We start from the raw sequence: 25,165 nt of genomic DNA, 5'->3' as shown, positions 1-25,165 counted from the left end.
GAGTGAACCGCTGAATGAGTGAGGGGCACGGAGCGCAGCGGGTGTAGCGTTAAGATTCCACGCTGTCCCTGTTAAGTGTTTTCTGACAGTACAGAGAGACTGGACAGAATAACAAACGACTCTGAGGGTCATCTCTTAGATACTCCACTGCCGAAAGCTACAAGCTTGCGGCAGGATCAACCACTAACCCTATGCGCCCTACGCAAAACGTCCTTCACGCCCCGCCCCATTCACTCATTCAGCGATTCACTCATTCACTAATTGCATGATTAGTAGAGTACAGCACAGCGATTTTGGCGATATTGGCTAGTATTGATGGATTGTCAAATGACCTATGCAACAAGAAGAAGCGATCACCACCGCCGATGAATTTGAACGGGAGCCCGTCCCGGCCCGCGCCCTGAAGGGGTGGCGTAGTTTCATCGGGATGTTTGCCGGAGAGCACGCCGCCGGCACCGAGTTCGTCATCGGACCCTTGTTTGTCGTGCACGGCGTTTCGGTGTTCGACGTGTTGGTGGGCCTGTTGGTCGGGAACCTCCTGGCCGTGCTGAGCTGGACCTTCATTACCGCACCCATCGCGACGCGCTACCGCCTCACCCTCTACTACCAACTCGAAAAAATTTGCGGCACCAGGCTGGTCAACCTATACAACCTGGCCAACGGGCTGATGTTCTGTTTCCTGGCGGGCTCGATGATCGCCGTTTCGGCCACGGCCGTCGGCATTCCCTTCGACCTGACCATGCCGGAACTGAGCGACTGGCTGCCCAACAGCATTGGCTGGGTGATTGCCGTATTCGCCGTGGGGGCCGTCATTTCGGTCGTGGCGATGCGGGGTTACGAAACGGTCTCCTGGTTTGCCAACCTGGCTTCACCCTGGATGGTCCTGATCTTTCTGGCCTGCGGCATTGTGTCGTTGCCGCAACTAGGAATTCATTCCTGGAGCGAATTCTGGACGGTGGCCGAAGACCGGATCTGGACGGGCGTGCCGCTGGCGGGGGCAACGAAGTTTACCTTCTGGCACGTGATGTTCTTCGCGTGGTTCGCCAACATGGCGATGCACATCGGAATGGCCGACCTGTCGATTTTCCGCTACGCCAAAAAGTGGCAGATGGGGGCTTCTTCGTTTGCCGGGGCGTTTGTGGGACACTACATGGCCTGGATTGCCGCCTCGCTGCTCTACGCCGCGCAGGTGTACCGCGATCCCAGCAACACGGCGGTGGCACCGGGACCGGTGGCCTACTACTCGGCTGGTCTGGCCGGAGCCATGTGCGTGGTGATTGCCGGCTGGACTACGGCCAACCCGACGATCTACCGGGCGGGGCTGGCGTTTCAAACCCTATTTCCGAAGTGGAGCCGGGGGCAGGTGACGCTGCTGGCCGGTGGGGTGGCGACGCTCGGGGCCTGTTTTCCGGCGCTGGTGATGAAGCTCCTCGATTTTGTGGCGCTGTATGGCCTGGTGCTGATGCCGATGGGCGCGGTGATTTTCATCGATCACTACCTGATTCCAAAGCTGGGGCTGGAAGCGCAGTATGCCGAGCGCAAAGGCATTTCGTTCAACGTGGCGGCGGGCCTTACCTGGTTCGGTACGCTGGCCGTCTGCCTGGGCCTGAATATTTTTGCGGGGGTGGAAGTGTTCTTCCTGGGGCTGCCGGGCTGGTTCATCGCCGCCGTGTTTTACGTCATCTTTAGTAGAATTTACCAGAACAGCCGTCGTCCGGCGCTAAACTCGATGAGCCGATGAAATGGATCTTGATTCTTGTCTCGATGGTGGGGCTGCTGCTCACCATTGTCCCGTCCATCCTGGTCGCTTCCGGGGCCATGACGCTGGAACAGAACCGGTTGTACATGGCGATCGGGACCGCGCTGTGGTTCCTGACCTGTCCGTTCTGGATGAGCGCGCAGAAAAACGAAGAGTTGAAAGAAACCCCGCAGATTTAGAAAGGGAGTTTCGGTTCGCTCGTAATAAATTTGATTTGGTACCTTCCGCCTCATGAATGTCGCACTTTTTGTTCCCTGCTACGTCGACCAGTTTTATCCGCAGGTGGCCATCGCCACGCTGGAGCTGCTCGAAAAGCTGGGATGCACCGTACACGTACCCCAAAACCAAACCTGCTGTGGACAGCCGATGGCCAACTCGGGCTGCGAGATGTACACACCGCCTGTCGAGCAGCTTTTTGTAGAGAATTTTAAAGACTACGACTACATCGTGGCGCCGTCGGGCAGCTGTGCCCTCCACGTGAAAGAACACTTTCATGGCGACGGCGCGGAAGTGGCGAAAGTAAAGTCGTCGATCTACGACCTCGTCGAATTTCTGACCGACGTGCTGGAGGTCAACCAGCTCGACGCCCGGTTTCCGTACCGGGTGGGCTACCACGCCAGTTGCCACGGCCTGCGGATGCTGAAGCTGGGCACCGGCTCCGAACGGAACGTCGTGGCCTACTCGAAACCCCATCGCCTGCTGGAACTGGTGAAAGACCTGGAAGTGGTGCCGCTCGACCGCATCGACGAATGTTGCGGCTTCGGCGGGACGTTTGCCGTGTTCGAAGAGGCCGTTTCGGTGAAGATGGGGAAAGACCGGCTGTCGGATCACCTGCGCCACGGGGCCGAGGTGGTGACGGGCGGCGACATGTCGTGCCTGATGCACATGGAAGGCATCCTCCGGCGGCAGAAAAGCCCCGTGAAAGTGATGCACATTGCCGAAATTTTAAATCACGTCTGATGACTGACCGTATTCCTGTCGACCACGCCGTCGCGGCCGATCAATTCAACCTGGACGAGCCGCGTGTCAACTGGCACGACGAAACGCTCTGGATGGTGCGCAGCAAGCGCGACCGCTCCTCCAAAGGCATTCCCGAATGGGAGGCGCTGCGCGAACTGGGGTCGGCGATTAAAACCAATATGCTTTCGCAGCTCGACGAGTACCTCCTCGAGTTCGAAAAAAATGCCCGTGCCAACGGCATTCAGGTCCACTGGGCCCGCAACGCCGCCGAGCACAACCAGATTACCCTCGACATCATCCGCTCCGTCAACGGCAAGAAAGTGGTCAAGAGCAAGTCGATGCTGACGGAAGAGTGCCACCTGAATCCCTATTTGCTGGAGCACGACCTGGAAGTGGTCGATACCGACCTGGGCGAGCACATCGTGCAGCTGAAAGGGGAGCCGCCGAGCCACATCGTGATGCCCGCCATCCACATGAAAAAGGAGGAGATCGGGGAGTTGTTTCACGAGCGGCTGGGCACCGAAAAAGGCAATGCCGACCCGAATTACCTGACCGCCGCCGCCCGGCAGCACCTGCGGCAGAAATTCCTCGCCGCCGACGTGGCCATTACGGGTGTGAACTTCGCCGTAGCGGAAACGGGCGGCTTTGTGGTCTGCACCAACGAAGGCAACGCCGACATGGGCGTCCATCTTGCGCCGGTCCACATCGCCAGCATGGGCATCGAAAAGCTGATTCCGAAGGCCGAGCATCTGGGCGTTTTTCTGCGACTGCTGGCCCGCAGCGCCACCGGCCAGCCTGTCACGATCTATTCCTCACACTTCCACCAGCCGCGTCCGGGAGCGCAACTGCACGTCATTCTGGTCGACAACGGCCGGACCGAGCAACTTGGGCGGGAAAACTTCCGGCGGTCGTTGCACTGCATCCGCTGCGGGGCCTGCATGAACACCTGTCCGGTCTACCGCCGCAGCGGCGGGCACAGCTACAGCTTTACCGTGCCGGGACCCATCGGCGCGATTCTGGCACCGGGGCGCGACCTGAAATCGTACAGCAGTTTGCCGTTTGCCTCTACGCTTTGCGGGTCGTGCAGCGACGTGTGTCCTGTGAAGATCAACATCCACGAACAATTGTATTTGTGGCGGCAGGAAATCGCGAAAAATAACAACCTGTCACCGGCCAAGCAGCTCGGGATGAAGTTCGCGGGATGGCTGTTCCGGCATCCGCGCCTGTTCCGCATGGCCGGAAAAGTCGGGCGCTGGCTGTTGAAGGTGCTGCCCCGGAAAGCCGTTTACAACCAACTGAATCCCTGGGGCAAAGGGCGCGAGCTGCCCGCTCCGCCGAATGAAAGTTTCCACGACTGGTACCAAAAACACCGAACGCATGGCTAACGCACGCGACGCAATTCTGGCGGCCGTCCGCCGCAACAAACCCAACCCCGAACCTCTGCCCGTCATCCCCCTGTTCGAGACGCCTGCGGAAAGCGAGGTGCTGCGGCTTTTTTGCGAAACGGCCAAAGCCATGGGAAGCGAACCGGTCGTGGTGGAAACGCTCGACGAGATTCCCGCTCACCTGAAGCAACGGTTCCCCGACGTGCCGCCCGCGCAGTGCCATGCCGGTGCCGACCTGGGGCTGGACTTCGCGGAGCTTTCGCCCGACGTGAGTCCCCGCGACCTGCATTACCTGGAACTGGCCGTGTTCCGGGGCGAATTCGGGGTGGCCGAAAATGCGGCGATCTGGGTCAGTGACGAAAAGCTGGTGCATCGTGTGGCTCCGTTCATTACACAGCATCTGGTGCTGATCGTGGAGAAAACGAAGCTGGTTTGGAACATGCACCAGGCCTACGGGCGGTTGGGAACGGACCTGCCGGGCTACGGTGTCTTCATCGCGGGGCCTTCCAAAACCGCCGACATCGAACAGTCGCTGGTACTGGGTGCCCACGGTCCCAAGAGCCTGACGGTCTTTCTGGTATAGCAACGCGCGCCGATGATTACGATGCCCATGATTCGGCTCTACGCGAAGTATAACGGCGAGGGCGACGTGTTGCTCCGAACCGGGAACCCCGCCGAAAAAGCGTTGGTCAATTACAAAGCATGGGCCCTGATCGAGGATTTACTACAGGATGAATTTATCCTGCAAAAAGGGGTGGCGTCCGACGCGTATGCCCGGCGGCATCGGCTTCGTTTGCAAGAACTGACCGATGGAGAAGAAACCAGGCGGGCACTGGAGTTACTTTCCACAAAATTCTGAACATAAGTTTCGATTAAACCCGGGAGGTGGTGGGCATCTTCGTAAATTTTTTAGAAATTCGTTCTTAACGACAACCTACACCTACGCTCCAGTATGAACCCAATCGAAGAAGCCGACTTGCTGCACAGAATCAGGGTAGACGAGAAGCTCTATACCCCCAAGTACAAGCAGATCATCCGGTCCGTCCTGCACGAAATCCGTGACGGTAACCTCAAGGTGGGCGATCAGTTGCCTTCCATCAACGCCGTCAGCATCGAGCACCTGCTGTCGCGCGAGACGGTCGTGCGGGCCTACAACGAACTACGCGAGCGGGGCATCATCGAGTCGCGCCACGGCAAAGGTTACTACATCAAAAGCGAGGCGATCCACGAGACGTACAACGTCTGCCTCCTGTTCAACAAACTCAGCGCCCACAAAAAGACCATCTACGACGCCATCGTCCAGTCGTTCGGCAACCAGGCGCGCATCGACCTCTACGTCTACCACAACGACTTCGAGACGTTCAAGAGCCTGATCAACCGGCACGCGGCCAACTACACGCACTTCATCATCATCTCGCACTTCTACGGCCTGAACCGTCCGGTGAGCGAGGCCCTAAAACAAATCCCACACGACAAAATCGTGATCCTGGACCGGGAGATCAAAAACCTCCACGCCAGTTACGCAGCCGTCTATCAGAACTTTTCAGAAGACCTCTACCGCGTGCTGACCGAGGCGGGCAACGACCTGCGCAAGTACGACCGGCTGAACCTGGTGTTTCCCGATTCGAGCTACCACCCGCTCGACATCAAGCGCGGCTTCACCGACTTCTGCGAATACAACGGCTTCAACTACCGCGTGCTGCCGGAGTTTCAGTACGAAGCGCTGCAAATCAAAGAGGCCTACATCCTCATGGAGGAGCACGATCTGGTGTCGCTGTTGCGGACCGCCAAGGAGCGGAATCTGGAACTGGGCAAAGACATCGGCGTGATCTCCTACAACGAAAGTCCGCTCAAGGAATTCATCGCCGGGGGACTCACCGTCGTCTCGACCGATTTCCAGAAGATGGGCGAAACCGCCGCCGAAATGGTCCTGGAAGGCCGCACCGACAAAGTGGAAAATCCCTTCGTCCTGATCCGCCGCAAATCGCTGTAAGCGAAGCAACTGAAAAAATAACTTTTGTAGCAATTGAAGTGAAGCAACCCTCAAAAGGTTTCTATCGTGTCAGAGTATACCCTATCAAGTATTATTTTTCGAGAAAATCTCAAACCAGCAAATGTTGAATCATGAAAAAAAACAAGATCATTTATGTTGTTCTCCTCTTGGGAATCACGCTTCAATCTTGTGAGAAAGAAGGTGATAACATGAGTCCTAAAACTGATTGGGAACAGATAGAATTTGCCGATCAGGGTGCCATCTATAGTGTTTATGGATCTTTAGAAAGTACTTTGTTGGTAGGTACGAGCCTATCCGTAATAAAATTAACAGACAATGGTAAAAGCACTAGAAATGTATTACAGCTTGACTATCCAGTCACTGATTTTTTTGAAGACGCAGATACCCTCTATGCCATTACCAATGAGCAAGATTACTATTCAATTGACGGTGGGGATTCTTGGCAAGTGTCAAACAAGGATTTTATGCCTTTTACCCCTAATGACCTGACAGACTCAAAAGGGATTATATATCATCATGTGGCCATTCCAAATGGTGAATTAATTACGCCAAGTCTAATTTTAATGTCTTCGGATAGGGGTACGAATTGGGAAAATATTTTTCCGTATAAGCGCCTCGTCTATTCAACCTACTTGGATGATAATGACAGGTTGTATCTTGGTAGCATAGATTGGGAATGGAATGAGACACAGGGTTCTTTTTCTGGGAATGGAAATACTGCGATTTTATATTATCAAAAAAGATGATAGCAATAACGGTATGCATCATCAGTTTCAGCGAATAATCGCTTCGTTCATAACTAAAAGATTTAGTTATGAAACGCATCAATCTACTTCTCGCTATTTGTATTATTGCCTGCTTGTCCTGTAAAAAAGAAGAGGTCGAACCATTCAAATACGAGGGAGCTTGGAATGTTTATCTAGATTCAACGCATGTGTGGCCAGCGCCCAGCTTTACTTATTTCTACGAGCAGGGCGTGGAATTGAAGGCGAAGGGAGCTTTTTTGATCAGACGTTATGATTATACAAGTGAACGCTTTACTACACTTGACGGGGAAGCGGGAACCTGGGCAGTCAACGAAGAGGATCAATTGGTATTTACATTTCTAGGCGATAATTTTTCGCCTATGATCTACACTATTCTCAGCAAATCAAAGGATGAGTTGATACTAGGTCCGGAAGAGCATGAAGTTTATCTGATACGGGACTCGGGGCAATAAAAATCTGCCTGCACCTCTTACTTTCTACCTCCCCGCGCGGATTTTCATCGCTTCTTCGGGAAAATCGGTGGCGATGCCGTCGAGGTGAGCGGCGAGGGCTTCGGCCATGCCTTCCGGCGTGTTGAAGGTGTAGGCGATGATCTTGACACCTTTGTCATGCGCCAATTGGATCAGTTCGGGAGAGGAGACGCCGCTGGGACCGAGGTATTCCCCTCTGATAGACAAAAGCTGATCGAGTTCTTTCTGTCCCCAGGTTTTCCCCACCAGGTACTTGACGGGAATGGCAGGGGCCAGTTCCTTGACGCGCTGGATCTCTCCAAAATCAAACGAAATCACCGATACGTCCGACGCCATGCCCAGTTCCTGCACCAGCGCCACGACGTCGTCGGCGAGTCCCGCTTCTTTGATTTCGATCTCGACCTTGATTTTGCCTTTGGCGAGTGCCAGCGCCTCGCGCAGGGTAGGCAGCTTTTCACCGGCGAATTGCTTCCCGAACTTGGTCGGGTAGCCGGCGTCTACCTGTCGGAGGTCTGCATACGTAAACGACGCGAGTTTGCCCTTCCGGTTGGTGGTGCGGTCGATCGTGGCGTCGTGCAGAATCACGAGCGAATCATCCTGGGTCCGGCGCACGTCGCACTCAAAATAATCCGCCCCGACTTCAATGGCCTTGCGAAATGCACTGAGGGTGTTTTCGGGCGCGAGGTTTGAGTACCCGCGGTGGGCGCTGATCACAAACGCGGGGTGGGACTGACCGTGACTAAACGTGGACATGGTGCAGAGCATCAGGAAAAAAAGAGCGGTACGCATGGAAATGAAGTTGGGAAGATACAAACCTAGACGTCGAAGATGAACGGCATATTACGAAAATATGATGCTATCGTGAGGCTTTTCGATTACGTCGCTTCGGAGGGAGAGGCCTGCATCAGCGCCGAAAACGCATCGATAAACCGCCGGGTATACTGACCCGTGGGGTCCAGGTCCGGATCGAGAATCGTGATTTCCAGACCGGTTGCTTGCGGATGGTGCACGAGCGGAGCCAGCAGCGCGTGCAATTCGTCGTAACGCAGGCCGTCGGGCGCGCGGGAATCTACGGCGGGCATCACGGCGTCGTCCAGCACGTCGAGGTCCAGGTGCAGCCAGAACCCGTCGAAGCCTTCCTGGGCGAACCAACGCAAAAAACGCTGCGCACAGGCGGCGGGGCCTTCTTGTCGGAGGGTCGCCAGGTCGAGGTACGTGATGGCCGATTGTCGGATGGTGGCTACGTATTGCGGATGGTATTCCCGGTTGCCGACCGCCCACACTGACGATTCGGGAAAGTAAGGCTTTTGGTTCCGCAGGTTCGTGAGCTTCGGATGCCCCCACCCGGTTGCCAGGGCGAGGTCCATCCCCGCCGCCCCGCCGGTCGACGAAAGTTCTGTGCTCATGTAATCGGTATGGCCGTCTACAAAAAAGAGGGCATACCTTCCCTTGGTTTTCAGAGCTAGCGCGTTGCCGAGCAACACGCTGCAATCGCCGCCGATCACCAGCGGAAAACGGGGCAGCTCCAGCACCTTGCGCAGGAGGTCCGCCTGGGCTTCCGCGTACGTCGCAATGGCCTCGGCATTCCGCACGCCCGAGTCCGGGTCCAGGTGCATGGTGTAGGGGGGCGGGGAAAGTCGCTCGATTTCTACCGGCGACAAGCGTGCGTAGAGGCCCCAGCGGCGCAGCCCGTCGGGCAGTTTCCGCACGCCCGGTTCCACACCGGGAGCGGGTTCTTTCAGGCCCAGGTTGGTGGGAAACTCCAGCACATGTAAGGGCTTCATGGCGTCGCCTGTTTAGAGCACGTCCTGGTACTCCGGGTGTTTTTTAAACTGGGCATTGGCAAACGGACAGAGCGGAAGGATCTTGACGCCTTTGGTGCGGGCGTAGGCTACGATCTGTTCCAGGAGCGCTTCGCCGACCCCCTGACCGCGCAAACTCGGATCGACTTCCGTGTGGTCGATGATCAGTTTTTGGTTGCCTGCCCAGACGTAAAACATCTGCGCCTTCGGGACGCCGTCGACGGCATAGTAAAAGGAACCTTTCGGTCCGTCGTCCTGGTGCTGAATGAATAACTTGCTCATACGTTGGAGGAGAAATGATGGCGTTAAGTTAAATGCTTTATTGCAATGTAGATTATCTGGAAATTGAGGTGCCGCAATCGCTTGAAACAGGAAAATTGGTGTGTCAGAAAGCACCGATGTCCTTTTGGGCAGAAGTGAAAAGTAAAGGTGGTAGGCAGAGTGGCCTTTGATTTTGGAGGAGAGTAAAAGTGTAACTACCGTGCGAACCCGATCATCGCAGTGGCGCTTCCATCCCAGGAGGTGTTCCAGTGAACAGTGATGAAGGCTTCAGGAAAACGATGGGGAATTGAGTAGATGCCGGAGAAAGTTTCCTCTAGTAGTGTGCCCCGTGCCCTGAAATGGTATATTGCACGTAGGTTGGACCGCCGCGTGCGTGTGCGGGCTGCCTCATGTTCCGACGAAACTTCTACTCCTATGAACCACCTCACTTCCCGCCGCCATGCCCTGAAAACCATGGCCAGTGGCGCCGCCCTCGCCAGTGTGGGCCTCTCGCTCTCAAACCGCGTACAAGCCGCTGAAAACACGCTGGAAACCAGCCTGAAAGGTAAAATTAACCACTCGGTGTGCCGTTGGTGCTACGCCGATACCTCGCTGGAAGACCTCTGTAAAGCCGCCAAAAACATCGGCATTGCGTCGATCGAACTCGTGGGGCCAGAGGAGTGGCCCATGCTGAAGAAATACGGGCTGACCTCGGCGCTGCCCTGGGGCGCAGGCAAAGGCATTACCGAAGGCTTCAACGACCCGAAACTGCATGAGGAACTGATCGCGAGCTACGAAGCCGTGATTCCGAAAGTAGCGGCCGCCGGTTACGATCAGATTATCTGTTTTTCGGGAAACCGTAACGGGATGGACGACGAGCAAGGTTTGAAAAACTGTGTACCTGCCCTGCAAAAGCTGATGAAGACCGCCGAGAAGCACAAAGTAACGATGGTGATGGAGCTGCTCAACAGCAAAGTCAACCACCCCGATTACATGTGCGACCACACCGCCTGGGGCGCGGAGCTTTGCAAAGCGGTGGGTTCTGAACGGTTCAAGCTGTTGTACGACATCTACCACATGCAGATCATGGAAGGGGATGTGATCCGGACGATCAAAGACAACCAGCAGTACATCTCGCACTACCACACCGGTGGCGTGCCCGGACGCAACGAAATCGACGATACGCAGGAATTGTACTACCCCGCCATTATGAAGGCCATTGCCGAAACCGGTTTTAAAGGCTTTGTGGCTCAGGAGTTTGTGCCGGCCCGGCAGGACAAAATCGCTTCGCTGAAACAGGGCGTGCAGATTTGCGACATTGCCTAGCGAAAAGCGCACCCAAAACGATATTAAGACGCCTTCCAGCTTTCTGGAGGGCGTTTTTGTGTTTTGTATAGGGGACTTTTGGCGTGAGCTTCAATACGTGGTGCCTATGCCTGGAACGTTACTACATGCACTACTCCTGGCACAGGCTGTCACGGAGACGCGTAGTTCTTTACACATTTACATTTCTCTCTTACTTAGGCATACCACTTTTACTGGCGCGCTATACTAGAAGTGGTACATCTTTCGGCAAGGTGTAGTCCGGGACGCGTAGTCTGAGAGGAGATCAGCTTCTCCACATATACAGATTCAGAATTAACAAATGGTCTGTCTTATAAAGATTTGAAGTTATGTTAAAAATGCCGATATCTAAACAAGTTACTTCATACGGCGTTTACCGAAAGATCAGCTTCATATCCGAGGCTGGAATTTTGATAGAAACGATATGACACAGCCTAACGATTGGATCGCATGGGGGCAGGGCAACGAAACCCTCATTTTTTTACACTACTTCGGAGGTTCGGCTCTGAGCTGGCAGTGGGTAGCACAGGAACTGAGCGCGCAGTACCGCTGCCTGGCCCTGAACCTGCCTGGCTTCGGCGGTACCTCGCCGCTGTCCGAACCGTCGATTGCCCACTTTGCAGGGGCGATCGGGCAACGCATCACGCAGCAACTCGGCGACCAACCGTACACGGTGATTGGCCATTCGATGAGCGCCAAACTGGCATTGCAGATGGCCAGTGAAGAGTCAGACGAACGGATTCGGCAGTTGATTCTGGTCGCGCCTTCGCCGCCCACAGTCGAGCCGATGACACCCGACGAGGTGGCGCACATGCTAAAACACAACCGCAAAGTTGCTGAAGACAACGTCAATACCGCCGCCAAACTGCCCCTGACGCCTGAACGGCGACAACTAGCGCTCGACACGCCGTTGCAGATTGACGAAAAAACGTGGCGCTGGTGGATACAAGACGGCCGCAAGCAGTCGATTGCCGAGCGCCTCGACCGGGTAAAAGCGCCGGTGACCGTACTGGCCTCTCAACACGACCCGATCATCGACTACCGGCTCGTGCAAACCGATGTGATGCAACTCTTGCCTCAGGCAAAACTGGTAACGCATCCCCAGGCCGGGCACCTGCTCCCGCTGGAAGATCCTGCCTGGCTGGCGCAACAAATTCGGGAGGCGGTAACGGCCCAAAGCGCGCATGTAAGGGAGCGGCTCTAAAAAAAAGCGCCTGACCGAATGGCTCCGGTCAGGCGGTATCCGATAGATGATGAGGGAGTAAGGACCCGGTTGACGAGTCCTGAAGTCCACTTTAAACACTTACTGGCTTTTCGGAAGCTCGTTCAAGAGTTTGACGATTTCCTCGCGTCGGGGATCGTCCTCCCGAAAGTTTTGTAACAATTCGCGCGCCCGTTCTGGTTCGCTCGTCTGCAAATATCCTAGGGCCATGTACCACCGCGCCGAGGACCCGTACGAGGTTTTGGGCGCGTCGTAGACCCGGCGTAGGTAATACAGGGCCGAGTCGGTCTGTGTTGTGGCGAGGTACGACACACCGAGGTAAAAATTCAGCGTGTCGTTGGCAGCGTCTTGCTGCGTGAGCGGCAGCCACCACTGGCGCGCTTCCTGGTAGTTGCCCAGTTTATACGCCACCATACCTTCCGAAAAATCGGGGTTGTCGGTTGCGCCCAGGGTGGTGGGCAGGCCGGGAGCGGGGCTGTAATAGGCGGCATACAAGTCGGCCGACGACGGCGACGCGTATTGCACAAAAGCCCAGCGTCCGATTAAAATCAACAGCACCGAGGCGGCAATGGCCGTCAGGGTGAGCCACGTGCGGCGGGCCGGGCTGGCCTTCATGACGGGCGCGGCCGTCTGGCGGGTGTGCAATTCCTGCAGCAGGCGGCGCACCGATTCAGTTTCGATGCCCTGGATCAGCTTGCGCTGAAGCGCCACTTCTTCGGCCAGTTCGGGCTGGGTCCGGACCTCGTCTTCAAAACGTTGGCGCTCTTCCGGCGACATGGTTTCGAGGAGGTAGGCATCTATGCGTTCAAACAAGAAAGGGTCCATAAGTTCTAAGATTGAGCCTGTTGAAAAAGTTGCCGTAGGCGTTGCATACAGCGGTATTTCTGGTTTTTGGCGGAAGCCTCGCCGATGGAGTACGCCTGGGCGATCTCGAGCATCGATTCTTTCTGGAAGTAGAACCGTTGCAGCATCTCCTGGCAGCGTTCGTCGAGTTGCGCGAACACGGTTTGGAAGGTCTGCTGCTCTTCGCGGTCCAGCCATTGGGCCAGCGGATCGGCGTCCTGGCGCGTGTCCGGAATATCTTCCTGGTGCTTTTCGCGGCGGTAACCGGCTTTGCGTTGCTTGTCCATCCAGCGGAATTTGCAGATTTGGGTCAGGTAAGTGCTGAGCTTTACGCCATCGCGTAACTGAAAACTTCCCGAGCGGGCATTTTGCCAGAGGGCGATCACCCCTTCCTGAAAGATATCCTGCGCATCTTCATCGGTACTGCCGTGGCTGGTGAGGTGCTGTCGCACCATGGGGAACAGCCGCTGGTAGAGGTATTCAAAGCTGGCCGGGTCGTTGCGGAGCAGTCCGGCGTACAGTTCGGCATCGCTGGTGGAAGATCTACGAGAGATGAGGGGTCGCAACATAAGGAAGAAGGTAGGAAGTAAACTCGCCGGTCTGCGTGTACGAACCGGCGAGTAGGCCTGTCGGAAGATGAATTAATACCCGTCGCTGCCGGGTGTCAGGGGCTGTGCCTGTTGCCAGTCGCCCTGGAGCGTGCTGGGGTTAAAGTTGACGTCGTTGGTGCCGTAGTAGTCGCCCTGGCCATTGGTATACCAGTAATCGTACTGGCCGTCCTGTTGCACCCGGTAGCCGCTGGACGGGTCGTTGAACGACGTGGTTTCGCGCATGGCGTCGTTGAAGTAGTCGTTCGAGGTATAGTTGTCGTAGCTGCCGGACGTGGTGCCGTAGGCCGAGGTGCCGCTGTTACGGAAGTTGTTCATCCACTGTTGGTTCTGCTGATCGAACGTCTGCTGCTGCGAGGCCATGCGCTGTTGGTGTGCATCAAATGCCTGCTGACGCATGGCCATCCGCTGCTGGTGGGCCGCCTGGCTCTGTTGCATCCATTGTTGATGGCTGGCGTTGTTCTGCTGCATCACGCGCTGGTTGATTTGCGCCATCACCTGCTGGTACTGTGGGTTCGGCTGGTACGACTGCTCCAGTGCTTTTTCGAGCGAGAGCGCTTCCTGCAGGCGGCCCTGCGGTGCCAGAAACGCCGTGCTGAAGAAGATGCCGAATTCGGGCGAAGTGGCCGCATGAATCATCTTGATCAGGCCATCGGAGGTATTGCCTTTGAGGTTGACCCGCACATCGCGTTCGTAAATCTCGATGCGGTAGCCCTGCAGGGTCTTGCGGATCAGATCAGGAACGTGCTGATCGGCACTGCGCCGGGCGGGTCCCAGGCTAACGACCTGCACGTCGGGTCCTTGCAGTTTCTGCTGAATCAACTGCTGCCAGCTCTGCTCTACGTTCTGCCCCATCATCTGCATGTACTTTCCCAGGCCCAGGCTCCGGACCAGTTCGCCTTTAGGTCCCCAGAAGTCCATTTTGTAGCGCATCGGTTGCCCGGTTTGCGGACTGGTCGCTACGTCCTGGTCCAGTTGCCAGCCCTGGGGCAATACATACGAGCCGCTGGGCATTTGCAAACCACGGTCCATCACCACGACGCGGCCGCCGTTGGTTGGGGTAGAGGGTTGGGGAGTCGAAGTATACATGGCGTTTTCGTTAGAAGGTTCGTTCGGGGAGATTTCGGTTTCGTAAGGGGATTCGGCAAAGCCGGTTTCGTCCGAAGCGTAATCGCTTTGCGACTGGCAGGCTTGCGACAGGAGAGCGCTGGAAAGAAGGGCGACGGTGAGGAGGCGGTATTTCATGATGACAAAGGAGTTTCAGTGGATTTCTGCCCGTAAATCGAAGGGCCTGCGGGAAGGTCATCAGCCGACCGGAAAATTTTTTCAGTTTTTTTGAAGTTGGTGTGCCGACGTGGCCGAAGCCCTCTTTTTGCGGTACACCCAAAGGGCTGTTAGTCCCAGCACAACAAGTCCGCCCAGCAACCACCCGCCGTAAGTTTCCCAGAACGAAGGCATCGGCAGGGCCTGATTTTCGCCGGCCAGCACCAGACTGGCCCAGTAAAACGGCAGTTGCAGGGCGGCGGGCTGTTGATCGAGGTAGCGCAGTTTGGCCTGTCGCAACGCATCGCCGAAGGGGCGCCCCTGCCGCACTTCCTCGTAGAAGAATTCGGTCAGTTGGTTGGTCTGTTCGTCGTCGATGCTCCACAGGCTGTAGATCACGCTCGGGCAACCGGCGTACCGAAACGCATGTGCCAGCGACAGCACGCCTTCGCCGGCCTGGTAGCGTCCCAGCCCCGTCTGGCAGGCCGTCAGCACCGCTAGTTGCGCATGGAACGGCTGTCCGTAGAGCTCGTACGTATGCAGGTAGCCGTCGGCACTGTCGGTCGGCTCGGGCGTCAGGGCCAGAAAACTTTCCAGCGGATTCTGGCTGATCAGTTGTGCATGGGTTCCGAAGTGCAAAATGCCCGCCGAGGGGGCCTCCGCCAGGAAGCGGCGCTCGGTCGCGTTGTTTTCGGTCAGCGCCGTTCCCCAGCCGCGCTGGGCCAGCTGATCGACCAGTTGCACCGACCAGGGCGTACGCACCCATCCCAGGAATACAGAATCGACGGCCGTTTCGGGAGGAAGCTGCTGCCGGTAGTGGGCTTTCAGTTCGGGCGAAAACCCGGGTGCAATGCCCAGAATGGTGCCCGGGCTGGCCTCGGCGGTCGGATAGACGCCTGGCAAGGTGTAAGCGTAGTAGATGGCATGGCGCCGGATCAGGTACGGCCACGCCCGGGACGTGGACTGGGCCGTTACCGGTTGCTCCAGCAGGGTTTCGAAGTTGAGGTAGTAGAGCGGTCCGTCGGGCAGAAGCCGCACGCGTTTGTTGAGCCGGTCGGCAAAGGGGGCCCACAATTGCGTGTAAAGCGAATGGCTCAGGCGTGCCACTTCGGCCGGATCGCCCCGTTGCGCCAGTAACTGACGGTAACGATACACGGAGTCCGGCCAGGACGTCGGCAGGGCAAGCAGTTGGGACGAAAACGTCTCCCGGTCGACCAGCACCACCAGCAGGTTCGAGTCCAGCTTCAGGTAGGTCAGCATCGATTCGTCCGGTGCCAGTGCCTGTTGCACCTTTTCCCACGAAACCGACGGCGTTTCGTAACGCATCTGGTAGTAGCGCGGGTAGGTCCGCTCCAACTCCCGCTGGTATTCCTGCCAGGCCTGAAGCGCCGCCAGGTACAACTCTCGCTGGGCAGAAACGCTTTCTTCATCGCTCTTCTGCCACTTGGTTTCCTGATAGCGCAGCGCTTCCATCAGCTGGCGTCCGTGTTCCACCAACGTATCGGGCACGCCCGCAAACTGAATGGCCTGACGGTGCCGAAAAGCGGCCTGAATGGTGGCCCCCCGGCTGGCTTGCATGCAGGTCAGCAAAAGCTGCCGAAGCGTCACATCGTCGGGATGCTGCTGAAGCGCCCGATGGGCGAACAGCGCCCCCCGGGTGTAGATGGACTGCACCAACTCGGCGGTGGCGTCGCTGCCGCGCTCCTGCTTGGAAAGCGATAAAAAGGCGGGAATCCAGCGTTCGGCAATGTCCATCAGGTGATGCCCGCGTGTCAGTTCCTGGGCGGTGTAGGTCCGGGGCGCCTCCGTCGGGGCCACCTCCTGGGTCAGAAGCGCAAGCTCAAAACTGATCAGATCCAGCGTACGCGGATTCAACAGCGTCAACGTGAGGCTATCCAACAAACGCGACCGCACCGGCGCGTCTTGCCCGGAGGCGCTCCCCCAGGCCATGCGGAGGTAAAAATCGAGGCTGTCTTGCCGCGCGTATTGATACGATTCGGCCAGTTGCAGGGCCGTTTCGGCGACGTAGCTGTGCGAAAAGCCCAGGTGAGTGCGGTAGAGGCGGAGCGCTTCCTGCCAGAGTGCCCGCGCCGGAAGGCTGTCGTGCTCCGCCCAGGCCAGTTCGCCCAGTTCGAACAGCGCATCGGCCCGCTTGGGGTGGTCGGGCCCCCAGCTTGCTCTGTACAGCGCTTCCGCCCGTTGAAAATCGCGCCGCGCTTCGGCCGTGAGGTTCCGTTCCTGGGCGATGGTTCCCAGGTTGTACCAGCTCTGCGCGAGTTCCGGATGATCTTCTTCCAGCAGAGCTCGTTTTTCTGTCAGAGCGAGCCGGAAAACCGAATCGGCCTGGCGCAGACTGTCGAGTAAGTAATAGGCCGCGCCAACGCCGTCGAGCAGGTATACGCGGTTAAGGTGCGGATGGGGCAGGAGCGTATCGGCGAGGGCCAGCCCCTGAAAAAAATACCGGAGCGCGGCGTCGGGCTCCAGCAGGGTCAGGTGTAGCCCTCCCAGGTTATTGTAGTTCGAGATGGTTGCGCGCTCGCGGCTGTACGTTTTATTAAGGGTGATGGCCTTGAGCAACAACTCTTTCGCCTGCGTGATGTCACCCAGACTCGACTTGATGGTGCTGTAGTTGTTCGCCAGAAGAGCCAGGTGCGGATGGTCTTTCGGCAGCTGCTTGTTGAGGATGCGCCAGGCCTGCGCCATGGCGGTGTCGGCGCGGGGCAGGTTCCCCGCCTGCGAATAGACCATGTACAGCCCGTTGGCGCTGTAACCCAGTTCCTTATTCCAGGGATCGAGGATGAGTTGCCGCAGGTGGTGCGCCTCTTCTACCCACCGTTGCGCCTGTTCCAGGTCGCCCAGGGCCATGTACGTCAGTCCCTGAAATTCGTACGACTTGGCCAGGTTGAGGGTATCGGCCGCCGGGCGACGGGTTTCGGCCTCAATGCTCTTTTGGTACAGGGCCAGCGCCGCTTCGTATTCGCCTCCCAGCAATTGGATGTATCCCAGTTCGTTGTAGCCGATGCTTTGGGCCCACAGCGGGGCACCCGTGCCCCGATCTTCCAGCGCCCGGTGCACCCAGCGCTCGCAATTGTCCAAATCGTAATCCTGCACGTAGGCGCGGGCCGTCCGCAGTTGGTAGTAGCGCGTGCTGTCGTCCTGGTGCAGTTTCTGCCAGGCTTCCGCCACTGCCTGATACGCTTCGGCCGCCTGCGGATAGAGCCCCTGTTGGTACAGGCTATCGGCGGCGTGTGGATCGGGAGGCGCAAAGGGTCGGTCGCTCCCTTGGAAAAAGAAAAGCAGGAAGAGTGCAAGCAAGGTCGTAGGCGGCAAGGTTTCCGGGACAATCAACGCTGTATGAAAATAGTAAAATATATTGACATAAGAAGGGCCGTCCCAAAATCGATCAAAAAGGTGGGCGGGCGGCAGGACGACAAGGCAAAAGTGACCATAGTCATGCCCTGCACTGACGTAGGTGATGGCCTCTGGTGGCGAAGGTTCCTACTTTTAAATCCTACACTTACGCTACACAACCCATGGGACATCTACTGGCCGAACAAATGGATACACTGCTGCGCGGTGCCGAAGTGGGGCGACTGGCTTGCCAGGGCGACGCCCACCCGTACGTGGTGCCGATTGCGTTCGTTTACGACGGCGAGAGCCTGTATGCGCATAGCTGGGAAGGGCAGAAAGTAGCCCTGATGCGCCAGAACCCGGCCGTCAGTTTTCAGGTGGACCGCATCCTGAGCCTGACGCAGTGGCAAAGCGTGCTGGTGGAGGGAACCTTCGAAGAACTGGCAGGACAAGAGGCCGAAGAGGCCCTTCGAAAGCTCTACACCCGCCTGGCCCCGCTGGCCCCGGGGCGGCACAGTCGTCCGGGATGGACGTTGATCGGTGCTGCACGCAAAGACCTGCACGGGCGGCAGGAAGTCGTATTTCGGATTCGCGTCCTGCGCATGACAGGTCGCTACGAAACCCATTGACCGACCGGGCCGCTACCGGCTGCGCACCTGTCGGGAAACCAACTGCGCCAGCGCCTGTTGCAGCGCGTCGTCGGGCGTTTGCGCGGTCGAAACGGATACCACGCCGGGAACTTCAGCAGGCGGCTGATAGCGCGCATAGAGCGCCTCGAAGTCGTCCAGGCGGGCATCTGACACCACGCGTGGCCCTCCTTCCCGTTCGGCCAGCCGGTGCCGGAGTAGGGTGGGGGGAGCCCACGCTTCCAGAAAAAGAACGGAAGCCGGTGCGCGTGGAAGTGCCGGAAAAACCGGGCGCGGTGCGCGGCGTTGCCGAAGGTGGCGTCGACCACCGCGCCTTTCTCCTGCGCCTGCAACGCCGCTACCGCCGCCAGCAACGCCTCGTAAACGGCCGCGGTGCGGGCTGGAGTGTAGAGCAGCTTGCGTTGCGAGGCCGGCGTGCGCGCGAACAGCGGCTGGTGGGCCTGTTGCTTGCGCACGATGTCGCTACTGAGGTACGTCAGGCCCAGGTGATCGGCCAGCGCACGGGCCAGTGTACTTTTTCCGCTTCCGATGGGGCCACCGACCAGCAGCACCGTAGGCGACGAACCGCAGGTGGCATAGCGCAGCGCCAGTTGCAGGTAACGCTGCCGTTGCACCTGACTCCGTTGCCGTTCCGCTTCACCCACTTCCGCCTCCTGGCTTCGGAGGTGTTCCACCTTGGCCCGCACACAGGCGCGGTACACTTTGTAGAAATCCATCAAGGACTTCAGCGCCGGGTCGTGCAACCGCTGCGCCATCTGATCGACCACGTACCGGGCGAGGGCGGGGTGGGCTGCAAAATCAAGGTCCATGGCCAGAAAAGCCAGGTCGGCGGCAACGTCGAGGTAGCGTAGTGCGTCGTTGAATTCGAGGCAATCGTAAATACATACCCGGCCTCCTTGCAGGTGAATGTGCTCCAGGCGCAGGTCGCCATGCCCGTCGACAATGCGGTGTTGCTGCACACGCTCGGCAAAAAGCGCCGCATGCTGTTCGTAATACGCATCGTGGTACTGCCGGAGCGTCGGATAGACCACCGGCGGCAATGCCTCCGGCAGGTCCAGGGCGCGCAGCGTATCGTCCGTTACACGACGGATGTGCGACAACGCCCCGAACGCCGCCAGGGCAGGCGGCTGCGGCGGCTGCGTATAGAACGCCTGCAACGTATCGAGCACGGGCGTAAGCAGGACAGGGTCGGGAGCGCCTTCCTTCAGCAACTGGTCCAGGAAATAACCGTCGTCGAGGCGGTGCATCTTCAAGGCATACTCCACGATTTCGCCCTTGGAGCCAAAGGCCAACTTCCCCGCCCGGTGGCAAATCGGCACGATGTCGAGGTACAGATCGGCGCACAGGCGGCTGTTGAGGCGGCGTTCGCGTTCGGCATTTTCCCGGCGCTTGGCAAGGGTGGTGAAGTCCAGGAAACCGAAGTCGACCGCCTTTTTGACTTTGTAGACGTAGGGGCCGGCCAGCGCCAGAAGGGACGCGTGGGTTTGCCGAACTTCCACCGCCGCAGGACCGTGTGGGTACGAAGCGGGCTGCTCCAGGAAAAGCAGCAGATCGTCGGCAGAAGGGGTTTGCAGTGAAGAATCGTCCATAAAACAGGGGAAGTAAAGGGCGGCAACAGGGGGTGAGCAAAATCAGGTTTCCGCTTGACCTTCCTCATCGGACCCGGGCGGAAGGGGGGCTACCTTGCCAATGCATTGAACATCAGCCTTGAACACCCAAACAAAGATAACCTATGGGACGAGTTAGCGGAAAAGTAGCCATCGTGACGGGCGGCGCCTCCGGATTAGGACGGGCAAGTGCCCAGTTGCTGGCCCGCGAAGGTGCCAGTGTCGTCGTCACTGACCTCGACAAAAACGAAGGCGAGGCCGTTGTAGAAGCCATCACTCAGGCCGGAGGAATGGCCCGCTTCCTGGCGCACGACGTGGCGCTGGAAACCGACTGGCAGTGGGTGATCGACCAGACGCTCGGCTGGTTCGGGCACGTCGACATCGTAGCGAATTCGGCGGGCATCGGGGTGGGCGGCAGCGTCGAGGACGTAACGCTGGCCGAGTGGCGGCGGTTGATGAGCATCAACCTGGACGGCGTGTTTCTAGGTACGCAATACGGCATCAAGGCCATGCGCGCCAAAGGCAACGGCGGCTCCATCATCAACTTCTCATCAATCGAGGGGCTGGTCGGCGACGCCAACCTTCCGGCCTACAACGCCAGCAAAGGGGGCGTTACGCTGTTCACCAAATCGGCCGCCCTGCACTGTGCCAAACAGGGCTACGGAATTCGGGTCAATGCCATTCATCCGGCCTACATCTGGACGCCGATGGTCGAAAATTACCTGAACGCCAGTGGCAACGTCGAAGAGGGGCGTAGGTACCTCGACAGCCTGCACCCCGTGGGGCACATCGGTGAGCCGGACGACATCGGGTGGGGCGTGGTGTACCTCGCCTCCGACGAATCCAAATTCGTGACAGGCTCGTCGCTGGTGATCGACGGCGGCTATACGGCGCAATAACGCACGCGTCTGTGACTCAGGTTACTGAACCGGGGTGAGGCGCCTTGTATCTTTCAACACACAACCGATCTTCTTAACTCCTTTTGTCTACCAAACCTGTCCGATCATGAAAAAGAATATGGGTATCCTCGATAGAGCCATTCGCCTGGCTGCCGCCCTGGTGGTGGCGGTGCTCTACGCCGCGGGCATCATCAGCGGGACGGTTGCGCTCGTACTAGGCATTCTGGCGGGCGTGTTTATCGCCACCAGTTTTATGAGTTTTTGTCCATTGTACCTGCCGTTCGGCATTAGCACGCGGCGCAAAAAGGTGCACGGATAAAAAGTGGGTTCGTTCAAGTGCTTCGGCACAGAAAGGGTCGCCTTACCAAGGCGACCCTTTTGTTTGGAAAGCGGACCGACGCGTTATTTGAGCGGCCGGATGCTCACCTCTTTGAAGTAGACAATGTCGTGCGGGCCGTGGTTTTGCAAGCCAATGTAGCCCCGCGTGGGGCGTCGGCCCCGGTCCGGCTCGTAATCGGCCGCCTTCTCCGGTACGGGATCGCCCTCCCGGTAGTCGGTCACCAGCACGTCGTTGACCTTCACCAGCGTACGGTCGCCGTCCAGCGTAATTTCCATTGTGTTCCACTCGCCGGGTCGGCCCGGTTGCGCCTTCGACTTGGTCAGCGAGTAGAGCACGCCGGTGTCGTGGTATTCGCCTTCGTGGTCGTCGATCTGCACTTCGTAGCCTTTGTTGACGGGCATCCACGGCTCGGTGGGCGCTTCCGGAATGCGGATGAAGACCCCGGCGTTTTTGCCTTCCGGATTGCGGTACACCACGCGCAGCACGGCGTTTTCGAAGGGTTTCTTCTGGTAATAAAGCAACCCCATGCCGCCCTCGGTTTTTAGCATGCCGGCTTCCACCACAAACGAGCCGTCGCCGACGTGTTGCCAGCCTTCCAGGTTTTTGCCGTTAAACAGCGGTTGCCAGCGCTGCGCCAGCGCCGGCGAACAAAGCAGGACGAGTGCCAGCAGGGGGCACCACGCATACAGGTTCCTAGTCATGTAGGTGTTTGGTAAAATGGATGGATAACGACCGAAAGGTAGCGATTTCCGCCGGGCCCGTGCGAGCTAGGCCGGCAGAATCCGCCCGCCCTTCGCCGGGGTGGCAGAAGTGATGAAGATCATGGTTTTGCCGGGGCGAAGTCATTTGATGCCGACCGCATGAGACCGATCTTGACACCCGTTGCAGCGCGCTGCCTTCCACAGGTCGGCGGCGGGTTGCGACCCTCCTCACCATTCGTCAATTGCCATGAAAAAGCACATTTTAGTTCCCACGGATTTCTCTCAACCTGCCAACAACGCGTTGCGCTACGCCCTGGAACTGGCCCGGTCGCTGGGCGCACGCCTCACCGTACTGTCGGTCTACCAGATGCCGATTCCGATGTCGACTCCCATGTACACCCCCGGCGTGGTGCTGCTGGAAGACCAGCAAAACCTGGCCGGGGTCGAGCGGGACATCGACGAGCAACTGGCCACGCTGGAAACGACTTACCTGAAAAAAGCGGGCGTACCGTACCAACTGGTCAAACAACTGGGCAACGTCGAGCTGTCCGTCGAAAAGATGGTCAACGACGAAGCCATCGGGCTGGTGGTGATGGGCACCCACGGCAGCGGCGGGCTGCGCACGCTCCTTGGCAACACGACCCTCCACCTGATGCGGCAGCTACACTGCCCGGTGCTGGCCATTCCGCCCGAGGCGTCGTTCACCCGCATTCACCGCATGCTGCTGGCCACCGACTACCGCCATGCTGCCCTGCCGGAAAACTACCAGCCGCTGGTCGACCTCGCGTTTGCGTTGCGCGCTCACATCGAGGTGTTGTACGTGGTGCGGGCAGAGGCTTTGCTCTCCGACCAGGAGCTGGACGCCGGGCGCAACCTGAAGCACGCCCTGGACCCGGTGCCCCACAGCTTTGCCATCCGGCACTGCGACGACATCAACGAAGGCATCACCCACTACCTGCGCGAGCACCCGGCCGATCTGCTGGCCATGATGCCCCGCACCCATTCCCTCTGGGAACGCATGCTGGAGGGCAGCCACACGCGGCACATGTGTTTTCACGGCGAAACGCCGCTGATGACCTTCCGCGCCTGATGTGCCGCCGGTTGTGTGCCGTTTATACCTGCGTAGGGTCGGGGTGAATCCAGGGCTCGCGGTACGGCCGTTGCAGCAGCTTGGTCGCCGCCGGGTCGTTCACCACCGTACGTGTGGCGTGGTCGTAGCGGAGCGGTCGGCCCAACTGCCGGGAGAGGTTCGCCAGAATGCAGGACGCCGTCGAGATGTGACCGTCTTCGATGTCGGCCACCGGGCGACTGTGCTTGTCGATGGCCGCCAGGAAGTCGAGCATGTGGAGGCGCGTGGCCGGCGCGGCGTTCAGTTCGATGTCTTTCTCGGTAAGGTCTTCCGGGTACTTCTCCTTTTCGTAGACCACGTCCTTGTGGATTTTCTTCCCGTCGCCCTCGGGGATGAAGTCGTACTGCATGGTGCTGGCCCACAGCGTGCCTTTGTCGCCGTAGAGGGTCAGCGACCACGGGTACTCCGGGTTGGCCGGTGTGCCCCAGGAACGGTGCTGCCAGACGCAGGTCAGGTCGTCGTACTCGAACAGCGCCGACTGCGTATCGGGAATGTTGGACTTGCCTTCCGTCTGCACGTAAATGCCGCCGGTCGAGGTCACTTGCTTGGGCCAGCCCAGGTTCAGCATCCAGCGGACCGTGTCGAACATGTGGATGCACATATCGCCCATAATGCCGTTGCCGTATTCCATAAACGTCCGCCACCAGCGTTTGTGCGGCAGGCCGTCGTAGGGACGTAGGGGCGCAGGCCCGGTCCACATGTCGTAATCGAAAAAGGACGGCACCGGCTCAACGGGCGGGTTGCCATTGGCGCGCATGTGGAAGTAGCAGCACATCTCCACGTGTCTGACCTTGCCCAGCAACCCGGCATCGATGATGTTCTTCTTAGCGTCGATCAGGTGGGGCGTGCTTTTGCGCTGCGTCCCGACCTGCACCACCCGGTCGTATTTCCGCGCGGCGGCCAGCATCGCTTCGCCTTCCAGCACGTCGACGCTGATGGGCTTCTGCACGTACACGTGTGCTCCCGCTTTCAGCGCGTCGATGGTCTGGAGCGCGTGCCAGTGGTCGGGTGTGCCGATCAGCACAATATCCAGGTCTTTTTCAGCCAGCATTTTCCGGTAGTCGCCGTAGGTGCGCGGCTTTTTTCCCGACTTCTGCCGTCGGCTGACCAGCGTGGCGGCTTCGGAGAGCATGTGCTGGTCGGGATCGCACAGCGACACGACGTTGACGGGCGCGACCTGAATCAGCCGGAACAGGTCGCTTTTGCCGTACCAGCCCGTCCCGATCAGTCCCACCCGCAGCGGGTCTTTCCGGTAAAGCATGTCGAGGCCTGCCGGGCCCAGCGAGGCCAGTGCGAGCGAGGCGGAAGAGGTTTTGAGAAATTGGCGGCGGTTAATGCGAAAGTCAAACATGTGGTGAGAACTAGGGATAAGAGGTTAGAATGCGAATCGAACAGGCGAAAAAGCAACGGCAAAAGTGCGACTGGAAGGTCGGTCGACCCTTCGGCGAGGAAAATACAGAAATTTTGGGGACAGCCACAACAAAAGTGCAGTCGGATGTAGAGGGGTAGCTAGGAATAGATCGGAGCGGGGAGTCCCTAACGCTAGACCATGTATGAAATAGGAAGCATTTGTCATGTTTCCGGCGGGCACTAACCTTTTGGTTGCGAAGAAGATATCCGCCCCGCTGCGGTACAGAATGTTAAGAAAAGGAAATGGCGCAATAGCTGAAGCACGTAAGGTTTAGGCGAGAAATTACGCTTCTTCGGGACGCCCGCGGGGCGGGTAGCGGCCGCCTCTGGGCCAAACCGCGCAGAAAATTTATAAGGGCCAGGTGAGTATCAGGCGGAATTCA

25 protein-coding genes are annotated in these 25,165 nt (G+C 58.2%); 15 read left to right on the top strand and 10 right to left on the bottom strand.

Annotated features, from left to right (window positions below; all coding sequences use genetic code 11):
• Nucleotides 1-334 precede the first annotated feature (334 nt).
• The 9 genes from BLR44_RS16450 (at nucleotide 335) to BLR44_RS16410 (ending at nucleotide 7,337) form a co-directional block, all read left to right on the top strand.
• Nucleotides 335-1,741: a purine-cytosine permease family protein gene (locus BLR44_RS16450; RefSeq protein ID WP_089683937.1), complete on the top strand. Its 1,407-nt coding sequence runs from the start codon at nucleotides 335-337 to the stop codon at nucleotides 1,739-1,741.
• Nucleotides 1,738-1,938, top strand: a complete 201-nt coding sequence (locus BLR44_RS16445; protein WP_089683935.1) for a hypothetical protein — start codon at nucleotides 1,738-1,740, stop codon at nucleotides 1,936-1,938. Before BLR44_RS16450 ends, BLR44_RS16445 begins: the two co-directional genes overlap by 4 nt.
• A 52-nt stretch (nucleotides 1,939-1,990) precedes the next feature.
• Nucleotides 1,991-2,719: a (Fe-S)-binding protein gene (locus BLR44_RS16440; protein WP_089683933.1), complete on the top strand. Its 729-nt coding sequence runs from the start codon at nucleotides 1,991-1,993 to the stop codon at nucleotides 2,717-2,719.
• Nucleotides 2,719-4,104 (top strand): lactate utilization protein B, encoded by a 1,386-nt coding sequence (locus BLR44_RS16435; protein ID WP_089683932.1) that lies wholly within the window; start codon nucleotides 2,719-2,721, stop codon nucleotides 4,102-4,104. The genes BLR44_RS16440 and BLR44_RS16435 overlap by 1 nt, the downstream gene beginning before the upstream one ends.
• Entirely contained in the window at nucleotides 4,097-4,687 is a 591-nt protein-coding gene (locus BLR44_RS16430; protein ID WP_245706088.1) for a LutC/YkgG family protein, read from the top strand. Before BLR44_RS16435 ends, BLR44_RS16430 begins: the two co-directional genes overlap by 8 nt.
• Before the next feature lie 12 nt (nucleotides 4,688-4,699).
• Nucleotides 4,700-4,963 carry a hypothetical protein gene (locus BLR44_RS16425; RefSeq protein WP_089683930.1) on the top strand — a complete coding sequence of 88 codons (264 nt, stop codon included), beginning with the start codon at nucleotides 4,700-4,702 and terminating at the stop codon, nucleotides 4,961-4,963.
• Between the two features lie 93 nt (nucleotides 4,964-5,056).
• Entirely contained in the window at nucleotides 5,057-6,097 is a 1,041-nt protein-coding gene (locus BLR44_RS16420) for a GntR family transcriptional regulator (protein ID WP_089683928.1), read from the top strand.
• A 131-nt stretch (nucleotides 6,098-6,228) separates the two neighbouring features.
• Nucleotides 6,229-6,864 (top strand): WD40/YVTN/BNR-like repeat-containing protein, encoded by a 636-nt coding sequence (locus tag BLR44_RS16415; RefSeq protein WP_089683926.1) that lies wholly within the window; start codon nucleotides 6,229-6,231, stop codon nucleotides 6,862-6,864.
• A 68-nt stretch (nucleotides 6,865-6,932) separates the two neighbouring features.
• Nucleotides 6,933-7,337 carry a hypothetical protein gene (locus tag BLR44_RS16410; protein ID WP_089683925.1) on the top strand — a complete coding sequence of 135 codons (405 nt, stop codon included), beginning with the start codon at nucleotides 6,933-6,935 and terminating at the stop codon, nucleotides 7,335-7,337.
• Nucleotides 7,338-7,361: 24 nt separating this feature from the next.
• On the opposite strand, the gene BLR44_RS16405 is transcribed toward BLR44_RS16410, so the two are convergent.
• From BLR44_RS16405 to BLR44_RS16395, 3 genes are all read right to left on the bottom strand, one after another.
• Entirely contained in the window at nucleotides 7,362-8,144 is a 783-nt protein-coding gene (locus BLR44_RS16405) for a glycerophosphodiester phosphodiesterase (protein ID WP_143017331.1), read from the bottom strand.
• An 86-nt stretch (nucleotides 8,145-8,230) separates the two neighbouring features.
• A complete protein-coding gene (locus BLR44_RS16400) occupies nucleotides 8,231-9,139 on the bottom strand; it encodes an arginase family protein (protein WP_089683921.1) in 909 nt (302 codons plus the stop codon).
• 12 nt (nucleotides 9,140-9,151) lie between these two features.
• Complete coding sequence (locus BLR44_RS16395; RefSeq protein WP_089683919.1) at nucleotides 9,152-9,439, bottom strand: GNAT family N-acetyltransferase; 288 nt, start codon at nucleotides 9,437-9,439, stop codon at nucleotides 9,152-9,154.
• 414 nt (nucleotides 9,440-9,853) lie between these two features.
• Between BLR44_RS16395 and BLR44_RS16390 the strand changes: the two genes are divergently transcribed.
• Both BLR44_RS16390 and BLR44_RS16380 read left to right on the top strand, forming a co-directional pair.
• The gene (locus tag BLR44_RS16390) at nucleotides 9,854-10,744 is read left to right on the top strand and encodes a hydroxypyruvate isomerase family protein (protein WP_089683917.1); all 891 of its coding nucleotides are present in this window, start codon (nucleotides 9,854-9,856) and stop codon (nucleotides 10,742-10,744) included.
• 442 nt (nucleotides 10,745-11,186) lie between these two features.
• Nucleotides 11,187-11,966, top strand: a complete 780-nt coding sequence (locus tag BLR44_RS16380) for an alpha/beta fold hydrolase (RefSeq protein ID WP_089683913.1) — start codon at nucleotides 11,187-11,189, stop codon at nucleotides 11,964-11,966.
• A gap of 99 nt (nucleotides 11,967-12,065) precedes the next feature.
• Here the strand turns inward: BLR44_RS16380 and BLR44_RS16375 are convergent, their stop codons facing one another.
• The 4 genes from BLR44_RS16375 to BLR44_RS16360 all read right to left on the bottom strand — a co-directional run bounded on the left by BLR44_RS16375 (nucleotide 12,066) and on the right by BLR44_RS16360 (nucleotide 18,013).
• The gene (locus BLR44_RS16375; RefSeq protein WP_089683911.1) at nucleotides 12,066-12,809 is read right to left on the bottom strand and encodes a tetratricopeptide repeat protein; all 744 of its coding nucleotides are present in this window, start codon (nucleotides 12,807-12,809) and stop codon (nucleotides 12,066-12,068) included.
• Nucleotides 12,810-12,814: 5 nt separating this feature from the next.
• Nucleotides 12,815-13,396, bottom strand: a complete 582-nt coding sequence (locus tag BLR44_RS16370; protein WP_089683909.1) for an RNA polymerase sigma factor — start codon at nucleotides 13,394-13,396, stop codon at nucleotides 12,815-12,817.
• 72 nt (nucleotides 13,397-13,468) lie between these two features.
• Nucleotides 13,469-14,680, bottom strand: a complete 1,212-nt coding sequence (locus tag BLR44_RS16365; RefSeq protein WP_089683907.1) for a hypothetical protein — start codon at nucleotides 14,678-14,680, stop codon at nucleotides 13,469-13,471.
• Nucleotides 14,681-14,761: 81 nt separating this feature from the next.
• Nucleotides 14,762-18,013 carry a CHAT domain-containing protein gene (locus tag BLR44_RS16360; RefSeq protein ID WP_089683905.1) on the bottom strand — a complete coding sequence of 1,084 codons (3,252 nt, stop codon included), beginning with the start codon at nucleotides 18,011-18,013 and terminating at the stop codon, nucleotides 14,762-14,764.
• Nucleotides 18,014-18,231: 218 nt separating this feature from the next.
• Here BLR44_RS16360 and BLR44_RS16355 point away from each other — a divergent pair, with 218 nt between their 5' ends.
• Nucleotides 18,232-18,678, top strand: a complete 447-nt coding sequence (locus BLR44_RS16355; protein ID WP_089683903.1) for a pyridoxamine 5'-phosphate oxidase family protein — start codon at nucleotides 18,232-18,234, stop codon at nucleotides 18,676-18,678.
• Here the strand turns inward: BLR44_RS16355 and BLR44_RS16350 are convergent.
• Nucleotides 18,663-20,285: a bifunctional aminoglycoside phosphotransferase/ATP-binding protein gene (locus BLR44_RS16350; protein WP_089683901.1), complete on the bottom strand. Its 1,623-nt coding sequence runs from the start codon at nucleotides 20,283-20,285 to the stop codon at nucleotides 18,663-18,665. The two genes, BLR44_RS16355 and BLR44_RS16350, sit on opposite strands and share 16 nt — an antisense overlap.
• A 143-nt stretch (nucleotides 20,286-20,428) precedes the next feature.
• Here BLR44_RS16350 and BLR44_RS16345 point away from each other — a divergent pair, with 143 nt between their 5' ends.
• Both BLR44_RS16345 and BLR44_RS16340 read left to right on the top strand, forming a co-directional pair.
• Nucleotides 20,429-21,202: a glucose 1-dehydrogenase gene (locus tag BLR44_RS16345; protein WP_089683899.1), complete on the top strand. Its 774-nt coding sequence runs from the start codon at nucleotides 20,429-20,431 to the stop codon at nucleotides 21,200-21,202.
• A gap of 106 nt (nucleotides 21,203-21,308) precedes the next feature.
• Nucleotides 21,309-21,521: a YgaP family membrane protein gene (locus BLR44_RS16340; RefSeq protein ID WP_089683898.1), complete on the top strand. Its 213-nt coding sequence runs from the start codon at nucleotides 21,309-21,311 to the stop codon at nucleotides 21,519-21,521.
• Between the two features lie 83 nt (nucleotides 21,522-21,604).
• Here BLR44_RS16340 and BLR44_RS16335 read toward each other — a convergent pair whose 3' ends face one another.
• Entirely contained in the window at nucleotides 21,605-22,243 is a 639-nt protein-coding gene (locus BLR44_RS16335; protein ID WP_089683896.1) for a 3-keto-disaccharide hydrolase, read from the bottom strand.
• Nucleotides 22,244-22,490: 247 nt separating this feature from the next.
• On the opposite strand from BLR44_RS16335, the gene BLR44_RS16330 reads away from it, so the two are divergent.
• Nucleotides 22,491-23,333, top strand: coding sequence for a universal stress protein (locus BLR44_RS16330; RefSeq protein WP_089683894.1), 843 nt, complete (start codon nucleotides 22,491-22,493; stop codon nucleotides 23,331-23,333).
• Nucleotides 23,334-23,355: 22 nt separating this feature from the next.
• Here the strand turns inward: BLR44_RS16330 and BLR44_RS16325 are convergent, their stop codons facing one another.
• Nucleotides 23,356-24,723 (bottom strand): Gfo/Idh/MocA family protein, encoded by a 1,368-nt coding sequence (locus tag BLR44_RS16325; protein WP_089683892.1) that lies wholly within the window; start codon nucleotides 24,721-24,723, stop codon nucleotides 23,356-23,358.
• Between the last annotated feature and the right edge of the window lie 442 nt (nucleotides 24,724-25,165).

The organism is Catalinimonas alkaloidigena, from assembly GCF_900100765.1.
Classification (GTDB): domain Bacteria; phylum Bacteroidota; class Bacteroidia; order Cytophagales; family Flexibacteraceae; genus Mooreia; species Mooreia alkaloidigena.
The sequence above is the reverse complement of the archived record's forward strand: the minus strand, read 5'-3'. Positions and strand labels throughout refer to the sequence as shown.